The sequence below is a fragment of the Burkholderia sp. BCC0398 genome, assembly GCF_902833245.1.
GTDB classification, from domain to species: Bacteria; Pseudomonadota; Gammaproteobacteria; order Burkholderiales; family Burkholderiaceae; genus Burkholderia; species Burkholderia sola.
Genome location: NZ_CADFEM010000003.1, coordinates 245,121 through 262,556, shown reverse-complemented (window position 1 = coordinate 262,556; position 17,436 = coordinate 245,121). Strand labels below are relative to the sequence as shown.

General features: G+C 63.9%; 18 protein-coding genes. 3 read left to right on the top strand and 15 right to left on the bottom strand.

Going from position 1 to position 17,436, the window contains the following annotated elements; all coding sequences use genetic code 11:
* The first annotated feature begins 37 nt into the window (after window positions 1–37).
* Complete coding sequence (locus HWX76_RS07880) at window positions 38–772, top strand: autoinducer binding domain-containing protein (protein ID WP_060733858.1); 735 nt, start codon at window positions 38–40, stop codon at window positions 770–772.
* On the opposite strand, the gene HWX76_RS07875 is transcribed toward HWX76_RS07880, so the two are convergent.
* Genes HWX76_RS07875 through HWX76_RS07850 form a run of 6 tightly spaced genes read right to left on the bottom strand, consistent with a single transcriptional unit; the run spans window position 695 to window position 6,121 of the window.
* Window positions 695–1,477, bottom strand: a complete 783-nt coding sequence (locus tag HWX76_RS07875) for a glutamine amidotransferase (RefSeq protein ID WP_063772882.1) — start codon at window positions 1,475–1,477, stop codon at window positions 695–697. The two genes, HWX76_RS07880 and HWX76_RS07875, sit on opposite strands and share 78 nt — an antisense overlap.
* A gap of 20 nt (window positions 1,478–1,497) precedes the next feature.
* On the bottom strand, window positions 1,498–2,142 hold the full coding sequence (locus HWX76_RS07870) for a glutathione S-transferase (RefSeq protein ID WP_050012677.1): 645 nt from the start codon (window positions 2,140–2,142) through the stop codon (window positions 1,498–1,500).
* Window positions 2,136–3,374, bottom strand: coding sequence for a cystathionine beta-lyase (gene metC, locus HWX76_RS07865; RefSeq protein ID WP_080334194.1), 1,239 nt, complete (start codon window positions 3,372–3,374; stop codon window positions 2,136–2,138). Before metC ends, HWX76_RS07870 begins: the two co-directional genes overlap by 7 nt.
* On the bottom strand, window positions 3,365–4,018 hold the full coding sequence (locus tag HWX76_RS07860; protein WP_050012679.1) for a pyridoxal 5'-phosphate synthase: 654 nt from the start codon (window positions 4,016–4,018) through the stop codon (window positions 3,365–3,367). Before HWX76_RS07860 ends, metC begins: the two co-directional genes overlap by 10 nt.
* Window positions 4,019–4,026: 8 nt before the next feature.
* Window positions 4,027–4,929, bottom strand: coding sequence for a CoA ester lyase (locus HWX76_RS07855; protein WP_050012680.1), 903 nt, complete (start codon window positions 4,927–4,929; stop codon window positions 4,027–4,029).
* 49 nt (window positions 4,930–4,978) lie between these two features.
* Window positions 4,979–6,121, bottom strand: a complete 1,143-nt coding sequence (locus tag HWX76_RS07850) for an acyl-CoA dehydrogenase family protein (RefSeq protein ID WP_176015661.1) — start codon at window positions 6,119–6,121, stop codon at window positions 4,979–4,981.
* 431 nt (window positions 6,122–6,552) lie between these two features.
* On the opposite strand from HWX76_RS07850, the gene HWX76_RS07840 reads away from it, so the two are divergent.
* Window positions 6,553–7,566, top strand: a complete 1,014-nt coding sequence (locus HWX76_RS07840) for a hypothetical protein (protein WP_176015660.1) — start codon at window positions 6,553–6,555, stop codon at window positions 7,564–7,566.
* Between the two features lie 34 nt (window positions 7,567–7,600).
* Here HWX76_RS07840 and HWX76_RS07835 read toward each other — a convergent pair whose 3' ends face one another.
* The 9 genes from HWX76_RS07835 to HWX76_RS07790 form a co-directional block, all read right to left on the bottom strand.
* Window positions 7,601–8,179, bottom strand: a complete 579-nt coding sequence (locus HWX76_RS07835; protein ID WP_060733857.1) for a YbhB/YbcL family Raf kinase inhibitor-like protein — start codon at window positions 8,177–8,179, stop codon at window positions 7,601–7,603.
* A 1,227-nt stretch (window positions 8,180–9,406) separates the two neighbouring features.
* Entirely contained in the window at window positions 9,407–10,252 is an 846-nt protein-coding gene (locus tag HWX76_RS07825) for a hypothetical protein (RefSeq protein ID WP_176015719.1), read from the bottom strand.
* 541 nt (window positions 10,253–10,793) lie between these two features.
* Complete coding sequence (locus HWX76_RS07820) at window positions 10,794–12,131, bottom strand: type II secretory pathway protein (protein WP_176015658.1); 1,338 nt, start codon at window positions 12,129–12,131, stop codon at window positions 10,794–10,796.
* Complete coding sequence (locus HWX76_RS07815; protein WP_176015657.1) at window positions 12,128–13,036, bottom strand: zonular occludens toxin domain-containing protein; 909 nt, start codon at window positions 13,034–13,036, stop codon at window positions 12,128–12,130. The genes HWX76_RS07820 and HWX76_RS07815 overlap by 4 nt, the downstream gene beginning before the upstream one ends.
* Entirely contained in the window at window positions 13,033–13,311 is a 279-nt protein-coding gene (locus HWX76_RS07810; protein ID WP_059608835.1) for a DUF2523 family protein, read from the bottom strand. The genes HWX76_RS07815 and HWX76_RS07810 overlap by 4 nt, the downstream gene beginning before the upstream one ends.
* On the bottom strand, window positions 13,308–14,804 hold the full coding sequence (locus HWX76_RS07805) for a virulence factor TspB C-terminal domain-related protein (RefSeq protein WP_176015656.1): 1,497 nt from the start codon (window positions 14,802–14,804) through the stop codon (window positions 13,308–13,310). Before HWX76_RS07805 ends, HWX76_RS07810 begins: the two co-directional genes overlap by 4 nt.
* Window positions 14,805–14,904: 100 nt before the next feature.
* Entirely contained in the window at window positions 14,905–15,243 is a 339-nt protein-coding gene (locus HWX76_RS07800; RefSeq protein WP_176015655.1) for a major capsid protein, read from the bottom strand.
* A 129-nt stretch (window positions 15,244–15,372) separates the two neighbouring features.
* A complete protein-coding gene (locus HWX76_RS07795) occupies window positions 15,373–15,621 on the bottom strand; it encodes a major capsid protein (protein WP_230955184.1) in 249 nt (82 codons plus the stop codon).
* A gap of 352 nt (window positions 15,622–15,973) precedes the next feature.
* The gene (locus HWX76_RS07790) at window positions 15,974–16,294 is read right to left on the bottom strand and encodes a cellulose synthase (RefSeq protein WP_176015654.1); all 321 of its coding nucleotides are present in this window, start codon (window positions 16,292–16,294) and stop codon (window positions 15,974–15,976) included.
* Window positions 16,295–16,927: 633 nt separating this feature from the next.
* Here HWX76_RS07790 and HWX76_RS07785 point away from each other — a divergent pair.
* A complete protein-coding gene (locus tag HWX76_RS07785) occupies window positions 16,928–17,404 on the top strand; it encodes a helix-turn-helix transcriptional regulator (RefSeq protein WP_176015653.1) in 477 nt (158 codons plus the stop codon).
* The last annotated feature ends 32 nt before the right edge of the window (window positions 17,405–17,436 follow it).

Genomic DNA, 17,436 nt, shown 5'->3' with positions numbered 1-17,436 from the left:
TGATTGCAGATTCCAACAATTAAACGGGGTGGCCTGTATGAAAGGACTGGATTGTCTGAAATGGTTGGTACCCGGCGACACGGACGCGTCATGGCAGCGGATGACCGACGCGGCCGCCGGCATGGGGTTCGACAAGGTCGTGCTGATCGTGTTGCCGTTCGCCGGCGCGTCGTTCGATCTCGCGCGCAAGTGGAGCAGCGGCGTGCCGGGCTGGACGGCGCTGTACCGGCAGCGGCAGTTCGACCGCATCGACCCGATGCTGCAGCATTGCTTCCGTTCGGCGCTGCCGCTCGTCTGGGACGGCGCGCTGTTCGGGCTGCCCGAGCAACGGCCATGCTACGAAGCGGCGGCCGCGTACGGCATGCGCAGCGGCGTCGCGCTGCCCGTGCGCGGCCCGAAGGGGGAGGTCGGCATGCTGTCGTGCGCGAGCGCGGACGATCTCGCCGCCACGTGCGAGCGCTGCGACCGGCATCTGGCGGCGCTCACGCTGTTGCGCGACATCGCCTGCGAAGCGATCGCCGGCACACGCTGCCACGCACCGCCCGACAGCGTGCCGCGCCTCAGCCGGCGGGAGGTCGAGTGCCTGCGCTGGCATGCGGCCGGCAAGACCTCCTGGGAAATCGGCCACATCCTGAACGTGACCGAGTCGTGCATCAACTTCCACTTCATGAACATCCGCCGCAAGTTCAACGTGTCACGTCGGCACGAAGCCGTGCTGCGCGCGGTCGAGTGGGGGCTGATCAGCATCTCCGACGTGACGGTGCCGACCTGACGCCGGCGTCTCGTCGAGCCAGCGGTCGAGAAACGCGCTGAGCCACGCGGCCGTCGCGCGGTCGTGCCGGCAGCCTTCGCTGGCCTGCGTCGCCAGGTCCTGCGCGCCGGGCACCGTCAGCTTGTGCGCGGCCGCCGTGCTCCAGCGCCGCATCATCGAATAGCTCACTTCCGGATGGAACTGGACACCGTACGCGCGCGGCCCGTAACGGACGGCCTGGTTCTCGAAATGCTCGCCGGTCGCGAGGATCTCGAGCCCGGCCACGCGCTCGAAGCCTTCGCGATGCCACTGGTACACGTGCGACGGCCATGAACCGAGCCGACGGCCGGCCGGCGTCGCGGCGATCGGCCAGTAGCCGATTTCCGCGCGCCCGTCGCGATGCGTATTCACGCGCCCCCCCAGATGGCGAATCATCATCTGCGCGCCGAGGCAGACGCCGAGAAACGGCGCCGCCTCGCGCAGCGGCACACCGATCCAGTCGATCTCGTCGCGGATCCAGCGATCGCCGTCGTTGGCGCTCATCGGCCCGCCGAACACCACGGCGCCCGCATGGTCGGCGAGCGTCGCCGGCAACGGATCGCCGAGCGGCGGGCGGCGGATGTCGAGTGGATGGCCGCGGGCGGCGAGCAGCCGGCCGATCCGGCCGGGGCTCGACTGTTCGCGATGCATCACGATCAGGATCGGACGAAGGGCTAAGTGCGTCATGTCGGGTGTTCGGTAGAAGGTCAGCCCGGCTGGCCGCGCAACGCGTCGAACGACACCATCACCTGTTCGCGATAGGCGGGCCGTCGGCACAGGCGGGCGTACCAGGCCTCGACGTGCGGCAACGGCGGCCGCTCGACGTCGAGCGAGAAATAGCGGAACAGCGTCGCACCGGCCGGAATGTCGGCCAGGCCCGGCGACGCGCCACCGAGAAACGGCTGGGTCGACAGCAGCCGGTCGAGCAGCCGGTAATGCGTCGCGCTGCGCGCGGCCTTGTCGAGCACGATCGCCTCGTCGCGCCGCTCCGGCGGCGTTCGCACGAGCGCCCAGAACAAGCCGGTCATCACGTCGGGCTCGAGCGCGGTCTGCGACCAGTCCATCCAGCGCTCCGCGCGCGAGCGGGCGAACGTGTCGCGGCACCAGAACGGATTGTTCGGCACGCGCGCGGCAAGATAGCGCAGGATCGTGTGCGACTCCCACACGACGTCGCCGTCCCAGTCGATCACCGGAATTCGGCAGGTCGGATTCAGCGCCGCGAACGCGGGCGTCTGCAGCGAGCCATGCTCGCCGCCGACCGCAATATGCCGGTACGGCAGGCCGAGCTCGCCGATGAGCCACAACACCTTCTGCACGTTGAACGACGTGCGGCGGCCCCAGACGGTCAGCATCGCGCGGCATCCTCGCAAGCGGCGATCGACGCGCATGCCGCATAGCGGTCGAGGCCCGCCGCAAGATCGGCGATCAGGTCGTCCGCATCCTCGAGCCCGATGTGCAGGCGCACGCCGCGGCTACCGGACGGCCAGCGCGCCGCGAGGCCATGCGCGTCCAGCTCGAACGGCAGCGCGAGGCTCTCGTAGCCGCCCCACGAATAGCCGAGCCCGAACAGCGTCAGGTGATCGAGAAACGCGTCGATCGCATGCGCGGGCGCGGGCTGCAGCACGATCGAGAACAGCCCCGACGCGCCGCGGAAATCGCGGCGCCACAGCGCGTGGCCGTCGTCGCCCGGCAATGCCGGATACAGCACCCGCTGCACCTCGGGACGCCGCTCGAGCCAGCTCGCGACGGCGAGCGCGTTGCGCTGGTGCTGCCGCAGCCGCACGCCGAGCGTGCGCAATCCGCGCAGCGCGAGATAGACGTCGTCGGGGCCCGCGCACAGTCCGAGATCGCCGTGCAGTTGCTTCAGCGCGGGCCACGCGCGCGCGTTGGCCGACACCGTGCCGAGCATCGCATCCGAGTGCCCGACCAGATACTTGGTGCCGGCCTGGATCGACACGTCGATCCCGAACGCATGCGGCTGAAAGAACAGCGGCGTGGCCCAGCTATTGTCCGCGATGACCTGCGCGCCGTGCGCGTGCGCGAGCCGCACGAGGGCAGGGATGTCGTGCATGTCGAACGTGTAGGAGCCGGGCACCTCGACGTACAGTGCGCGCGTGTTCGGACGAAACGCGGCCGCGACGGGCGTGCTGCCGTCGTACCACGTCGTCTCGACGCCGAGCCGCGCCAGCACGCCTTCGCATGCGTGACGCACCGGGCCGTAGACCGATGCGGTCATCAGCAGATGGTCGCCGGGTGTCAGGCACGACAGCAGCGCGAGCGTGCACGCGGACAGGCCCGACGGGCACAGCACCGCGCCGGCGCCGCCTTCGAGGCTCGTCACCGCGCGCTCGAGCGCGTCCGTCGTCGGCGTGCCGCGACGGCCGTAGATATACGGCTGCGTGCGGTTCAGCAGATCCGACACCGTCGGGCTGAGCACGGTCGACGCATGGTAGACGGGCGGATTGACGAAGCCGTGCCATGCGGCGCTGTCGCGGCCGGCGTGCGCGAGCCGCGTGTCGTCGTGCAGGCGGTCATGCATGCCGTCGCGCGGCAGCGACGGCGGTTCGTCACGCTTCACGGCCATAGCGCGCACCGCTCCCAGCGCTCGCCGGCGCGGCGATACGCCTGCCGCGCGAAACGGCGCGAACTGTCGGCCCGCCAGAACTCGACGTCGTCCGGCGCCAGCGTATACAGGTGCCAGTCGTCCGACACGAGCGCCGGATCGGCGGCCAGCCGTTCGAGCTGCGCGTCGATCGCACGCGCCAGGTCGGCCGGATCGTCGAGCCGTTCGCTTTGCCGTCCGGCCAGGATGCTCGCGCGCGACCGCTCGGGGCGGCTCGCGAAATCGGCATGGCCTTCGGCGTCCGGCAAGCGCTCGACCGGGCCGCTCAGCCGGATCTGGCTCGCGATCGCGGGCCAGTAGAACGTCAGCGCCGCGAACGGCAGGTTCGCGAGCTGGCGCCCCTTCGGACTGCGTGCGTTCGCCGCGAAATGCCAGCCGCGCGCGTCGAGGTTCAGCAGCACGACGGAACGTGCATCGGGCCGTCCGTCCGGGCGGACCGTCGACAGCGTCGTCACCTGCGGTTCGAGCGCGCCCGCGGTCACGGCCTCGTCGAGCCAGCGTTCGAACTGCGCGTGCGGCGTATCGGCCCAGTGGTCGGCCGGCACGTGCGGCGCGGCATGCGCGAGGGTTTTCAGCGCCTTCAGGCGCGTGGCGATCGTATCCATGGCGACACTCATGCGATGCCGAATTGCGTCGCGCGGGCGATCAGCCGATGCGCGGCGAGATAGTCGGGGACTTCCGCGAGGAAGCCGTCGACGACGGCGGCGGCTACACGACGGCCGCCGGAGGTACGCCGCGCGTGATCGAACGCGTCGATCACGCGGCGGGCGAGAGCGACTTCATCGGCCGTCGGCGTCAGCACGCGATTGACGGCCGGCACGAACTGCGCGTTGACGATCGCTTTCGCCTGGTAGCCGAGGTCGCGCGACACGCGCATGTCGAGCTCCGCGCCTTCGTTGTCGGCATAGCTGTACGGGCAGTCGATCGCGGTCACGCCGACCGCCGCGCATTCGACGCGAAAACGCGAGCGCACGTAGTCGAGCTCGCGGCCCGCACGGGTGCGCTCGGCACCCATGTCGGCCACCATGTCCTCGGTCGCGACGAGCACGGCCGACACGCGCGGGCTCGAGCGTGCGATCGCCATCGTGTTCACGAGGCCGAGCGTCGTCTCGACGTTCGGCACCAGTTCGGTCGAGCCCGGCGCGATGTCGTATTCCCGCTCGAAACGCGTGACGGCTTCGTCGAGCGCGACGACCTGCTCGGGCGTCGCGACGTACGACATCATCACGATGTCCGGGCGGCCGCGCATCGCGGCGCGCAGGTCGTCGATGCCGCCCGCGTCGAGCGGATTCACGCGTACGGACGCCAGCACGCCGGCGTCGCGCCAACCGGCGAGCACCCGCTCGCTCAGTTCGCGCGCGGCCGGGCGCCGGTCGGGAGGCGTAAAGGTTTCGAGTTCCTGGATCAGCACATCCGCGCCGCTCGCGGTGCCGTCAACGAGCGCATCGTGATCGGCGCCGGCGAGAAACAGCCAGGAGCGGCGCAGGCGGGAAGGGCGTCGGTTCGTCGGTGTCATGCGTGGTTTCCTGTAGGGCGCGGGGTGCGCGTGGCGATGGCGCGAGCACTCAGCCGGCGCGCATCATCTGGTTGAAGATGTTCTTGCGATGCATTTCCTCGGTGCCGCCGACGCTCATGAAGCCCAGCGCGTCCGCCGCGAACGCGGCCACGGGCCCGGCCTGATAGCCGAGGCTGCCGTACAGCCGCACGAGACCGATCGCGCCGTCGACGAGATCCTGCGCGCCGACCAGCTTCGCGATCGAGCACGTCATCAACGCCTGCGGGTGATCCGTCAGCAACTGCGCGAGCGCGCCACGCGCGAGCCACGTGCCGCGCTCGATGCCGATCTGCAGGTCGACGAGGCGGCGCTGCACGTACTGGTGGGCATCGATCGTGCTGTCGAAGCTGCGTCGCTCGCGGCAATAGCCGATCGCATCGCGCAGATAGGGCGTCGTCACCTGCGCCGCGACGAGGCCGTAATAGAGACGGCCGAGCGAGATGATGTCGATCAGGTTGCCGAGCCCGGCACCCGGTTCGCCGAGCAACTGGCCGCGCGTGATCGGACAGTCGTCGAAATGCAGCGCGCCGGTGGGCAGGTCTTCGAGGCCGAGCTTGCGGTCGGGCGGGGACACCGTCATGCCCGGCTGATCGCGATCGACGATGACGAGCGCGGTGTTGCGCCGGCCCGGCGTTTCGATGCGCGTGACGACGAGGATGAAGCGCGCGAGCGGCGCATGCGCGATATTGAATTTGCTGCCGGTCAGCCGGTAGCCGTCGCCGTGCTCGGCGAGCGTCGTCGCGATGCTGCGCACGTCGGTGCCGGTGCCGGGCTCGGCAATCGCGGTCGCGCTCAGTTCGCCACGCAGGATCGCGCCGAAATAGCGGTCCTGCTGCGCCGCCGTGCCATGGCGCTCGAGTGCGCGCACCATGCCGGCCTGCGCGATCACCGACAGCAGCAGCGCCGGGCGGCGGATCGACGACGCAAGCCCTTCGAGCGCCGCGGAAAAATGCCACCAGCCGTGACCGTCGCCGCCATACGTGTCGGGCACGATCATGTCCCACAGTCCTTCGTGCCCAAGCCGCGTCCAGCCGGCCTCGTCGAATTCGGCCGGCGTGCGGCCGTCCTGCTCCACGGCCGCGGCGATCTCCGCGCCGATATCGCGAAAGCGCGCACGTGTCGCGTGCTGTTCCTGTGTCCAGTCGAATGGCATCTGTCGTGTCTCCGGTCGAAGCGGCGCGGCCGTCGACGGCGCGCCAGCGATGACGACAAGGTTAAGGGGGCAGGGACAGCGCAGGTACTGGCAGTAGTGGTAGTTGCAGGGTGAATGAGCGGTTTGGCGGGATCGGGAGAGGGCGACACGAGCCTGATCTATGTAGACAAAAACGGGGCGTCGCGTTGCGGCGGGGATCAACGACATGTCGCATTTCAGCCGCACGTTCTGCGAACGGTTTGCGACATCGTCGCGCGGCTCGCGGGAACGACGGGCGAGCAGGCGAGCGGTTGCATCGTCGATGGCTTCGTCGTCGATGCGCCTGCCCGATGTCGGCATGCGATGCACGTCAGCCGTCTGACCGGACGCCGCCTATAATCGCTATCAACTTCTCCACGAAATCGCGGTGACCAAGGTGAGGGGGTGTCCAAATGGGACCGTGCCGTCGCATCCGTTCGCGCTTCGTCCTCGCAAGCTCGATCGCTGGTCTGACAATACTGGCGTGCCCGGTACACGCGCACGCCGAGGACGGTCCTTCGAGCTCGCCGAGCGGGCCCAAATCATCGGAGAGAACGCTCAACGCCTATGCGGTGTATGGCGACGGACGCGCGACCGAAGGCGGCGACATGCATTGGCGTGCGTACGAAGTCGGCTTCGGCGACGTCTTGAATGACTACCTCTCCGTCTATCTTGCCTATTTGAACGAGGGGCATCCGCTGGATCACCACCGTGACGGTTTCGCCGCGTTGGGTTCGTTTCGTTGGCCGCTCGGCAGTCGTATGGCACTCGAATTTTCGGCGGGCCCGTATTTCAGCATGGACACGACACATGTCGACGACCAGCCACGCAATGAAAAGCGCTGGGGCGTGCGTGCGTCGGCAGCGGTGCGGTATTACGTCGTTCCCAACCGCTTCTTCCTCAAGCTGCAGTACAACCACGTCCAGATGATTGGCGGATTCAATTCCGACGCGGTGCTCTTCGGTATCGGCTCGGATTTCGGCGGCGCTCCTGGCCCGGTGTTTTCGGACGGCAAGACGCAGGTCGGCGTTTGGGCCGGGACGTCGCAGACGAACCGCCCTCGAGTGCCGATCGAAAAAGGATACATGGTCGAAGTCAAGCGGCCGCTCGGCAATGCGTGGGCCTATTCGGCGAGCTTCATCTATGAAGGCAACAATGGCGTGGCCGGCCGACGAGGCGTGGCCGCGCAATTCTGGTACGTCGCGCCGGTCACGAGCAAATGGACGCTTTCGGCCGGCGTCGGTCCGTATCTCTCGCGGGATCGGAACGACGTTTCCGGCACGACACGACTCAATGCGTTGCTCAGCGCGCAAGTGGCCTATCGGATCACGGACGAGTGGGCGGCGAGCTTGCGCTTCAATCGTGTCGCAACCGGCAACGACAAGGACCAGGACATGTTCATGGTCGGCGTGGCGCGCAATTTCTAGTGATGGTGGAATGTCATTGGCGTAATGACAACCATCAATCGTGAGTCAATGCGCGACGATATCGGGCGACGTATTTCGCCTGAGCGATGACTTTCCCGTGCATCTGATAGGCGACGAGTGCAGGACTCGCCGCCGGCGCCACGTCAATTTTTTCCACGTCCAAGGCCGACGCCGTCACGACATATCGATGCGACGCCCCCGGAGGCGGGCAGGGCCCACCGTATCCGGATTCGCCAAAGTCCGTCAACGTCTCGACAGCGCCCGCCGGCAGGAATTTCGGATTGCCGGAAGCGCCTTTTTCGATCGACGACTCCGAAGGTGGAATATTGACGATCTCCCAGTGGGTCCAGCCGAGCCCGCCGGTCGGCGCATCGGGGTCGAAAATTGTGACGACGATGCTCTTCGTGCCGCGCGGAACGTGAGTCCACGAAATTCGCGGCGAAACGTTCTGACCGCGACAGCCAAAGCCTCCGTACACGTGTTCGTTCGTAAAATGCCCGTGACTGAGGTCATCGACCATGATGGTGAACGGCGCCGCGCTGGCGATCGCCGGGATGACCGCTAGTGCCGCTGAAGTGCATAGAATCGCGGAAAATAAAATCCTCGATCGCATGATGTGCTCCGTTGAAGGGTAAGCGTTCAGTACAACGGTAACAACGGTATCGTGTAGCGATTCGTCCCGGAAGCCAGATTCGCGAACCACGGTGTTGCCTTCGCTGCAACGTCGTTGGCAGGACGTTCAGTCGATTCGATCGTCGCTCGTGCCGGCGAGGTCGAATCCGGCTGGCTGCATGGTCGGCTCCCGGGCTTACTCAACGAGCCGTCCAGCATGCCAGCAGTCAAAAACACGACATCTGTAAATAGCCAGAACACGACATTAGGATATGGCCGCTACAACAAAAAATGTTGATAATGTTGATTATGTCAAATTGGATGAGAAGGCTACGCCGCTGGCTGAACGCAGCCTATGCAACATGTATCCCGACACTGCCTCGCCCGGCAACACGCTAGAAAGTCCAAAACTTCACGCTTCGAGACGCCTGCCACGAGCAGGCGTTTTTTTTGAACCGCGATTTGACGATACACGCGCCGACGACGTGCGTCATGCAGCCCTCGACGCGTGTTGCGAATATGCCAGTACAAATTCCGTATCTCGCCGACCACCACCGCCAACTGAGCCCCAGACAACGGCTCACGTTCCCACAATTCCAATTGAACCATAGCTAGGCGACACGCCTCGCGCTACCCGTCGCCAACGCCACCAGCGACTCGAAATCGCGTCGCAAAACGGCCGCGTCCGTACCAACACTCCGATATCGCACCACACGCAAACCAGCAGCAGCCGCAATATCGTCCTTAACCGAGTCACGACGACGTGCGCTCCCCGACGCATGCGACTTGTCATCCAACTCGATTACGTACAGTACGTCCCCGTCCGCGCGACATACCACGAAATCGAAAATCTTTCGGTCGAACGAATTCCGCGCCGAGCGGTTCGCCCCCTCAACATCAATAAGCGCAGCCATAGCCACCTGCGAATGAATCACCGCATCAGGAAGCGCCGCCCGTAACGCGCCAAAAAACTGAAATTCCCGAGCCGTCATGAGCCGACGGCGAACGTAACGCACAGAACCGCCGCGTCTAGGGGCGCTGGCACCTTTCTTAGCGCCACCAGTCATTAGAAGAATCGCAACCAGACCGACAGCTAAAATCGGAAGCAATCCGTGCATACCCACCCCGACAAAAAACACGAATGTCCGCTATTTAAGCAAACACTGACTACAATCTGTTGCAATCTGTTACGTTGGCTTCGAATACATTACCGACGCATTCAAAATCATTACGTCCCGTTGCCCGTCGCCATCCAGAAAACACCTATTCCCTGATTCCAGTAAAACTGCGCCCCATCGCACGAGGAGCCGGCCGACAGCACCGCGCGATGCGCCTCGACAATGGCATCCTTCGCGCCAAACTCCGGTCCCAGATGCGCGTACGGCTCGACCTCGGGCACCACAATGCCCCGGCTCGTCCAATACCGTTTCTTGTTGAACGTCGATGCGTCGGCATCCTTGCCGATGTATTTCGCGATATACGTCGCGATCCGATGGCGCATCGCACGCCCCTTGCCGCCCATCCGGCGCACCAGCGCACGCCATTTCTTGTTGCCGGTGCTGTCATTGACCGCACCATCGGTGCCCGCCTTGCTGACGACCGACAGCCAGATCGAACGCAGCAGTTTCCAGTTTTGCCGGCCGCTCACCGCCACATGGATATGCCACGCACCGCGCTGCTGTCGCTCGAGCACCGCCACGTAGTGGAAATCATGGATACGATTCAGCCGGCGCCGAAACTCGTCCCACCACTTTGCCCACACCTCGACTCGAGTCTCGTTCTCACGCGTTGAGAGCGTCAGCATGCGGTCGGCGCCGATCGCCTTGCACCTCAACCGCACCATGCGCTTTGATCGCTCGACAGACGTTTGCAACGACTTCGACGCCCTCGCCGTAACCTGCTCATCAGTCTCACCGTCAGCTTTTTCGCGCTCGCCCCTTGCTGCCCTGGGACGTAACCTGATCTCTTGAAAGTGTCGCCGGATGCGCGCAGCAAAAGACACGACCTCTTGCTGGCCATCGGCAAAGCGCCGCGTGCGGACGATGTACTCGTCACTGAACGGCGAAAACTGCATCAAGCCATCGCCGTACTCGCGCCCAACATCGACTACAATATCGTTGCTCACGTTGGATAGCCCTTTATCCGATGTTTGCCACCGCCCGGGATCGTTGCCGCGATCGCCGGGTTTTTCTTTTACTGCCGCCTGTCTCCGCCTTGCTGCCAGCGCCCTGCTGTAGGCCGTTTCCGTTAAGTGTTAGAGGTACAAGTTTAGGCGCGCTGCGCGCGCCGGCCTTCGCGGCCTGCGGCTCGCGGGAGGCCCGCGCGCGCCCCGCCAGCATGTTCCCCTACACAACCATCGGCCGGCTCGCGAGAGCGCCCTACGCCGGCCCCTATAGCGCGGTAGACGCCCCGGAAAATCGGCTTAGCAATGAGGGGTGCCCCGGCATTGACGCACCGCCTACGTTCACGGCCTGCGCCGATACCCGCTACTCGGTCCCGCGAGGGGCCTTGAGAGGCCGCAGCCGCCCCGACTTCGCACAACCGCCGAGGCGGTACGTCGCTTCGAACACGGCGGGACACTCCTAACGCTAGACGCCCCGCCCGCACGCCGGCACTTACACCTTTTGCACTTGCAGCACGAGCACAACTTCGGTTCGTCCCTTCGAACGCGTATGCCCGTGCAGGAACGACGGCAACCAACGCTGACCGCTATGCGTCTCGCTGTCTTGATCCTGAATCAGCCCGCCGAGAACGATCACCTCGCCATCCTTGAGCGCCGCGACGGTTTGCAGTGACCTAGTGCTTTTCGTCGGCGAGCCGTTCACGCCCGTCGTCGTCGCCGCAAAGCTGGAAATTTCTTCATCGATGCTCAACTGGATCGTGTCTTGAAGCACGGTCGGCGTCACGTTGAAGATAACGCCGGCATCCTGGTATTCGATGGACTGCACAGGCGTGCCGCTCGTCCCTTGGTAACTGATGCTCGACACCGTCGGCACCCGTTGTCCGACATTGAGCTTGACCTGCTGCCCCGACACGCACCGCACGTTCGGCGACGACACCTCATGAAAGCGGGAATCGGTACTGAGTGCGGATATCGCGAAACCCAGCCGGCCGGCGCCAAATTGCAGGGCCGTTGTGTCGATGGCCGTCGAGCCACCACCGACTTGCACCCCCACGCCGAGCAGCCGGGAGACGATGCTAAAACCCGTATTCCCCCCGTCCGTATCGTCAACCTCATACGCCCATCCCCGTACGACGACCTCGCCCACCACCGTATCCAGTTCGGGCAACAGCGCCTTGACTTGCTTCACGTCGCTTGGCGCACCGACGAAAACGAGCTGATCACCGGCCGCTGCCATCGGCCCGTCATTACTCGGCATGGCCGCGCTCGGCACAGCCGCGGGAACGCCGGACGCCGAAGCGGGTACAGCCGCGGCGACCGACTGCACCGGCGGTACTTGCGCGACACTCGCAAGCCGACTCCCGAAAAGCGGCTGCACGAGTTTCAGCAGGTAGCCCGCGCTGCGATGGCGCGGCGTATAGACGAAGGTCTCGCGTTGAGCCGGACTCGCGTCACGCTTCTTCCCGACGAAATCCACGCCGTTACGCGTCACCACTTCGAAGCCTTGCGAATCGAGGAACGCCTTGAAGAAATCGTGCAAATCGCCCTTGCTGCTATCGAACTGAAACGACACGAGCCGGGTATCTTCGAGCACGTCCGACGAAATCACGTGCGGCACCTTGAGCGCGTCGCCATATACGAGATCGACCACTTGACCGACGTTCACGAATCGCAGGTCGAACGCTCCATTGCGAACCGGCGGCAGCGGCTTCAACGCGACCGCAGACATAGGCGCAGACGCGAGCGACGGCGGCAACGGAGGCAAACCCGGCACGTCCGCCCAAACCGCACCGCAAACCATCAACAGCGCAACACCTAACGCACGCATCATTTCTCTGCTCCCCGTAGCTTGCCCGACCACATCCCGACGCGTTGCCCGTCAACGGTCCCGACCGTCGCCAACCCTTCGCCCACGAAACGCGCGGAATCCTCGACCCGCAGCGCACCGCGTTCATTCGCGAGGACTACGAACGCGCGGCTACCCAACGCATAGCGGCCGACGACTCGCCAACTTTCCGAGGCACTATCCGATGCTGACGAAACGCTCGGTATCCCTGCGGCGGCCAAAGGTGCCGGGGCGGTGGCCGATACTTGACCGCCCGATTTATTCGTCGCACCGAAGCCGCTATGAATCGACTTCAAACCGGCGTATGCCGCGACGACCGCGACGACAGCAGCAATCGGAATCAGAAACAGCGACTTTGGAATGACCGCCTTTGGTTTGGTATGGACCTCGGCGCTTGTGTATAGCCTGAACACCTCGCGCGGATATGCCCACACCGTCTTTACCGCGTCCTTAAGGCTCGCGACGTTATGGCAATGGTCCCACTCGTAGAGCATCGCCCGATTGAGCCCGAACAGCTTGCGCACGTGCACATGCCGGCCGACCAGATCGCGCACGGTCTTATTGATTCGCTGTGGGTGTTGCGTGATCAGGATGAAATCGACGCCCATATGGCGATGCACATGCAGCTTTTCGATATCCTCGCCCGGCTTCACGCTCACGGACGTAGGCGGCCAAATCCGCTGAGCCTCATCGACGACGATCAGGTCCTGCGCCTGCGCGTGCTCGAACCACTTGCGCAACCACGGCTCATCGACCATGACATGATCGAGCGCCAAGTCTTTGATGCCATCGACCATGAGCCGCCGACCGGCCTTAACCTCGCGCGACATTTCGAACACGGCCCGCAACGACTTGCCGCTACCGGGCACCCCCGTTATGAGCGTAATCATTTCAGGAAGAACCGTTTAGCAGCCGACAGGCCGAACATCGTCACGCGCGCTGTAAAGGCCCCGACGATGTACGAGACGCCTTGAAAAACGCCGCCGAGCGCCAGCACATTCGCCATGTCGCTCGGCAGCCCACCGACGCCGCTCGTAATCCATCCGATGGCCTGATTCAACGCCACATCGGTTCCAGCGACGGTCAAGACGCCGACGCCGAGCGCAATCAACGCCTGAATCAGCATCGGCCCGACCAAAGACATTAACCACGCGGCAATCGTCATGATCGAAGCCCCGCAACAAAAATCCCCGCCGCGACGATCCCGCACATCGCCACGATAAATGGCCTAACGCGGACCATGAAATCGCACTCGGGTTGATACTGGATCACCAGTCGGCTCCCGAATACATCAACGCTGACAGGTGCGGGGCAGACCGGATTCGACGGGCCACCCACCGAGACCGGCGACAATGAAACGGATGCGCTGCTCGACGGCAACGTCGGCGCCGACGCAGAGCCCAACTGCTGACACGCAACAATTGATGGGTTCAATCGGCACAGGTCCGACGTGTCGGACGATCCGCCGGACGTACCACCACCTGTACCCGTTCCCGTTCCCGTTCCCGTTCCCGTTCCTGTTCCCGGATCCGTTCCGCTACCGGTACCTGTTCCCGTGCCGGTACCGGTACCCGTTCCAGTGCCTGTTCCCGTGCCCGTACCTGTCCCAGTGCCGGTACCCGTCGACGGACTCGGAATCACGTACGGATTACCACCGCCGGAAGGTGCCGCAACCGGTGCAGCCGCACCGCCCACTGTCGGCCATGCCGAAGGATTCGACTGCTGAACCGCGCCCGCATCCGATGACGTAACCGGGTTATTAACCGGATACGGAATGCCCTGATAGCCGGACTGTTGCGATGCATCCTGCCAAAGCGCATCAACAACGTCCGCGAGAACCTCGGGGTTCAGCGGTTGACTCAATTCGTCGCTCGACAAGCCGCTAATAGCCTGAGGTAACGACTCCTTTACCGGGGCCGGCGTCGTTGACTTCGGCGGCACGTAGGCCGTACAACCGCCGGTCTTATCGAGCATCCCGCTTGCACATGCCCCGCCGCCATACGTGCCATTTCTGTTTGCGATAAAGCCATCCAGCGTATAGCTGAAACCATCTGACGCTCGATCGATTTCAACTGTGCATGTTACTGAATTACTACTTGAACCGGCGGAACAACTCACCACGTGCTCAGACTTCCCGTCTGAAGCGATGATCCCGCTGTTGTACTGCGAAAACGACTGCACAGCGGCCTCGCCAGACGAACCGCACCACCCGGTGTAGCACCACAAGGCAACGCCCGGATTCAACGGCGGATAAGGACTTGAAACCGTTGCCCCCGATCCGTGCGCAAGCGTTACCGTCCCGTCCTTATTGAATTGCCACGTCGTCAACGTATCGTTACCCAACGATGTAGGGGTCGCCATTAGTCCCGCCCCTACAACCGCCTGTAGCCCTACCAACAGCCAGGACGCCCCCGCCGCTGCGGCCGCCTCAGCTTGCGCGGCAGCCGACATTGCCTTTTCCGTCGCCACAACGATCTCATCCAACGCCGTGCCGGTGTAGCCGAGTTGCCCCGCCTTGTTCGCAATCAACTGCGCAATCGCACGCGGCACCGACGTTGAATCCGGCGACACCTGCGCATAAGCCACGTCGTGCGGCATCGTCGCAAAGATGCCGTACAGCAGAACAGCACACGACGCAACGAAGTGAGAAAACCGCATAACGCCCCCGCGTATCGCTTCAGAGAAAGAGAATCAAGCCGACCGACCAGCACGTCCCCACGATGAGCGCCACTTCGAACCAGAAGCCGATATGCATCGCTTACCCCTCGGACGATGAATTGATCCAATTACGCACCACGCGAAACCCGTACGCCACCGCCAGCACGCCAAGGACCGCAGCGCCAATCGCCGAGCCGACCGCAACGCCGCCGTCATCGGTCGTATCGTTCGCGTTCAAGGCGACCAATTGCGTACTCATCTGCAGAACCAGTGCATTGCCGTTCGCGTCGGTGCCGCACGATACCGACTGACCCGCAGCACTCACATACGTGACACCCGCCAAGCCTTGCGGGCCGCAGACAACAATGTTTGCCGCCAACGCCGAGGACTGAGCACGCGCGCCGGTAGCGGCGAGCGCAACGACGAGCACGGCCAGCACGCGCCACGCACCGCACCACCGCCGCACACCGAAACCCGCCCTCATCGATCCGCCCATGCTCACGCCCTCGCCAACAAAAAGGGCGACGCCCTGGACACCAGAACGCCGCCCCAACACCACCGCTCCCGATCAGCGACCCACGAACGAGCGCACCATCTTGATACCCCATGCCACCGCGACGACGCCCAACACCGCGCCACCAACGGAAACCACAGCGGGCACGACCGAGTTGATCGAGTTGACGATCGGCGTAACGTCGAACGACGAACCCGTCGTGCCGCCGCTCGACTGCGCAAACGCGCCCACCGAAGCGACCGCAGCCACCACGCCGACAGCCGCACGCTTCGAACCAGCCATCACTTTCTTGATTTGAAACATTGCTTTCTCCCTGATTCAGCCCACCGATTAGGAACCGTCCGATTGGGCCAGCTTCGAACGATTCAACTTCTTCGGCGGATCGCGCCGACCGATGACGGCCGACGCGTACCCGACACCCTTGCAGACGAGATACACACACAGAAGCACGTTCAACAACGCCAACTGCAATGCGATCCGATCCAACGCATCTATCGGAAGACTCTCCATTCACCACACTCCACACAGCCCGCCGAGCATCGCAAGGCTCGACGCCGCCAACCCGTGATCGCCTGCCGACAGCGCGTCAAGCAACCGAGCGCGCCATAGGTACACCCATGTGCACGCCGAGCAGCCGCATCGAGCCACCACGGCCTTACGCCGTCGCTCCCACGCCCACGCCCGCGCCCGGCTTGGGCTTCGCAACAGGCATGCCGAACGGCACCAGCGACGTGATACGCGGCTCAAGCCGGCCCTCCATCGACTGGAAGAACCCAAAATCCGCCAAGTACTCACCCGGCTCCACGGCCTTGAGGTGATCCGGCAAGTTGATCGTGCCAACGAGCAGTTGCTTTTGACCATCGACGTCCTGTTCCAAGACGCATTGCGCCGAATGAATCGCCCACGGCCGGCCCGTCTTTTGGGACACGCCGTCGCGCTTGATGATTTGCAGAATGGACAACTTTTGCTTGTTCATACCTATCTCCATTAGGATCACTAATCACACGAAATAAGCCCATGTCGGGCGACAAAATGCGCTCTCAGCGCTCAACGACTCTCAGATCACTACAGGCACCACAGCCGCCAGCACGGTCAACGCCGCACCAGCCGCAAATCTCGTCCGCGACCTCTACCGGGACCGCCCGCATATCGCGACGCCGCACGTCGATCGGCATCCGGCGCGGCGGCACCGACGTACGACCGTCGAACAGATCAGGCGTGACGTAATCGGTCGGGCTCTTTGCCACGGCTCACACTCGGAAGGGATTGAACGTCGCGCCGACTTCCACGGGCACGAGCGTTAGGAAATCCGGTTGACGGCCCTGCCGACACAACTCGGCACGGGCTTTCTGACGCGCGCTCTCGCCATCACGAGCGCGGACTTCGATCGTCGCGACACGCGTATGCGCGTGCGGCGTATAGGCATGGACTCGATATGCAGCCACGGAGACCCCCGTCCGTTAACTTACAAAACCCCGACCAACGGGGTTTACCTTTCCCACCAGACTGCTAGACTGCGGTCTTGACTGATACGGCAAAAATTTGCCGGTTCGTCTAAATCTGAGTGGGATTATTTGTGCGAACTGGCAAAACTGTCAAGGGGATATTTATGACGATTAGCGAATTACTCGACGCAGCCAAGCGAAAGCAAGGCTCACTCGGCGCTGTCGCCGACCAACTTGGCATCGAGCAGTCACGCCTTTCGAACTGGCGGAAAGGGACACGCCGACCAGACCCAGCCCAAATCATGCGGCTGGCTGAAATGGCGGGATTACCGCCGTTCGAGACACTCGCCGAAGTTGAGCAAGAGATCGACGAGAAGAACGCATCGGTATGGGCACGAGCCTTGGGAAACCTACGCGCGGCCGGGGTAGCCGCGACCGTGACCCTTGGACTGGCGATCTATTCGACGACGCCTAACGAGGCAGACGCCGCTGTCACAAATTTTGTGACACCTACCCCCACGCAACCCGCGCCAGCGGAAGGAAATGCGGTCGGGGCGGTGTTGATTATGTCAAATAACAAAGATCGACTGCACGAGGTGCTGCTGGCCGAGCGCCTTCGCATTCAAACCCTCCACCTCTGATCCTCGTAGGAGTCGATGTGCTCATTCTTCGT

What these genes read in the sequence shown, in the direction of transcription:
- HWX76_RS07855 (WP_050012680.1), bottom strand. Translation starts at nt 4,929, where the DNA reads ATGACACCGACGAACCGACGCCCTTCCCGCCTGCGCCGCTCCTGGCTG.
- HWX76_RS07840 (WP_176015660.1), top strand. Translation starts at nt 6,553, where the DNA reads ATGGGACCGTGCCGTCGCATCCGTTCGCGCTTCGTCCTCGCAAGCTCG.
- HWX76_RS07815 (WP_176015657.1), bottom strand. Translation starts at nt 13,036, where the DNA reads ATGATTACGCTCATAACGGGGGTGCCCGGTAGCGGCAAGTCGTTGCGG.
- HWX76_RS07835 (WP_060733857.1), bottom strand. Translation starts at nt 8,179, where the DNA reads ATGCGATCGAGGATTTTATTTTCCGCGATTCTATGCACTTCAGCGGCA.
- HWX76_RS07825 (WP_176015719.1), bottom strand. Translation starts at nt 10,252, where the DNA reads ATGCAGTTTTCGCCGTTCAGTGACGAGTACATCGTCCGCACGCGGCGC.
- HWX76_RS07875 (WP_063772882.1), bottom strand. Translation starts at nt 1,477, where the DNA reads ATGACGCACTTAGCCCTTCGTCCGATCCTGATCGTGATGCATCGCGAA.
- metC (WP_080334194.1), bottom strand. Translation starts at nt 3,374, where the DNA reads ATGGCCGTGAAGCGTGACGAACCGCCGTCGCTGCCGCGCGACGGCATG.
- HWX76_RS07810 (WP_059608835.1), bottom strand. Translation starts at nt 13,311, where the DNA reads ATGACGATTGCCGCGTGGTTAATGTCTTTGGTCGGGCCGATGCTGATT.
- HWX76_RS07880 (WP_060733858.1), top strand. Translation starts at nt 38, where the DNA reads ATGAAAGGACTGGATTGTCTGAAATGGTTGGTACCCGGCGACACGGAC.
- HWX76_RS07860 (WP_050012679.1), bottom strand. Translation starts at nt 4,018, where the DNA reads ATGGATACGATCGCCACGCGCCTGAAGGCGCTGAAAACCCTCGCGCAT.
- HWX76_RS07785 (WP_176015653.1), top strand. Translation starts at nt 16,928, where the DNA reads ATGACGATTAGCGAATTACTCGACGCAGCCAAGCGAAAGCAAGGCTCA.
- HWX76_RS07795 (WP_230955184.1), bottom strand. Translation starts at nt 15,621, where the DNA reads ATGTTTCAAATCAAGAAAGTGATGGCTGGTTCGAAGCGTGCGGCTGTC.
- HWX76_RS07870 (WP_050012677.1), bottom strand. Translation starts at nt 2,142, where the DNA reads ATGCTGACCGTCTGGGGCCGCCGCACGTCGTTCAACGTGCAGAAGGTG.
- HWX76_RS07805 (WP_176015656.1), bottom strand. Translation starts at nt 14,804, where the DNA reads ATGCGGTTTTCTCACTTCGTTGCGTCGTGTGCTGTTCTGCTGTACGGC.
- HWX76_RS07790 (WP_176015654.1), bottom strand. Translation starts at nt 16,294, where the DNA reads ATGAACAAGCAAAAGTTGTCCATTCTGCAAATCATCAAGCGCGACGGC.
- HWX76_RS07850 (WP_176015661.1), bottom strand. Translation starts at nt 6,121, where the DNA reads ATGCCATTCGACTGGACACAGGAACAGCACGCGACACGTGCGCGCTTT.
- HWX76_RS07820 (WP_176015658.1), bottom strand. Translation starts at nt 12,131, where the DNA reads ATGATGCGTGCGTTAGGTGTTGCGCTGTTGATGGTTTGCGGTGCGGTT.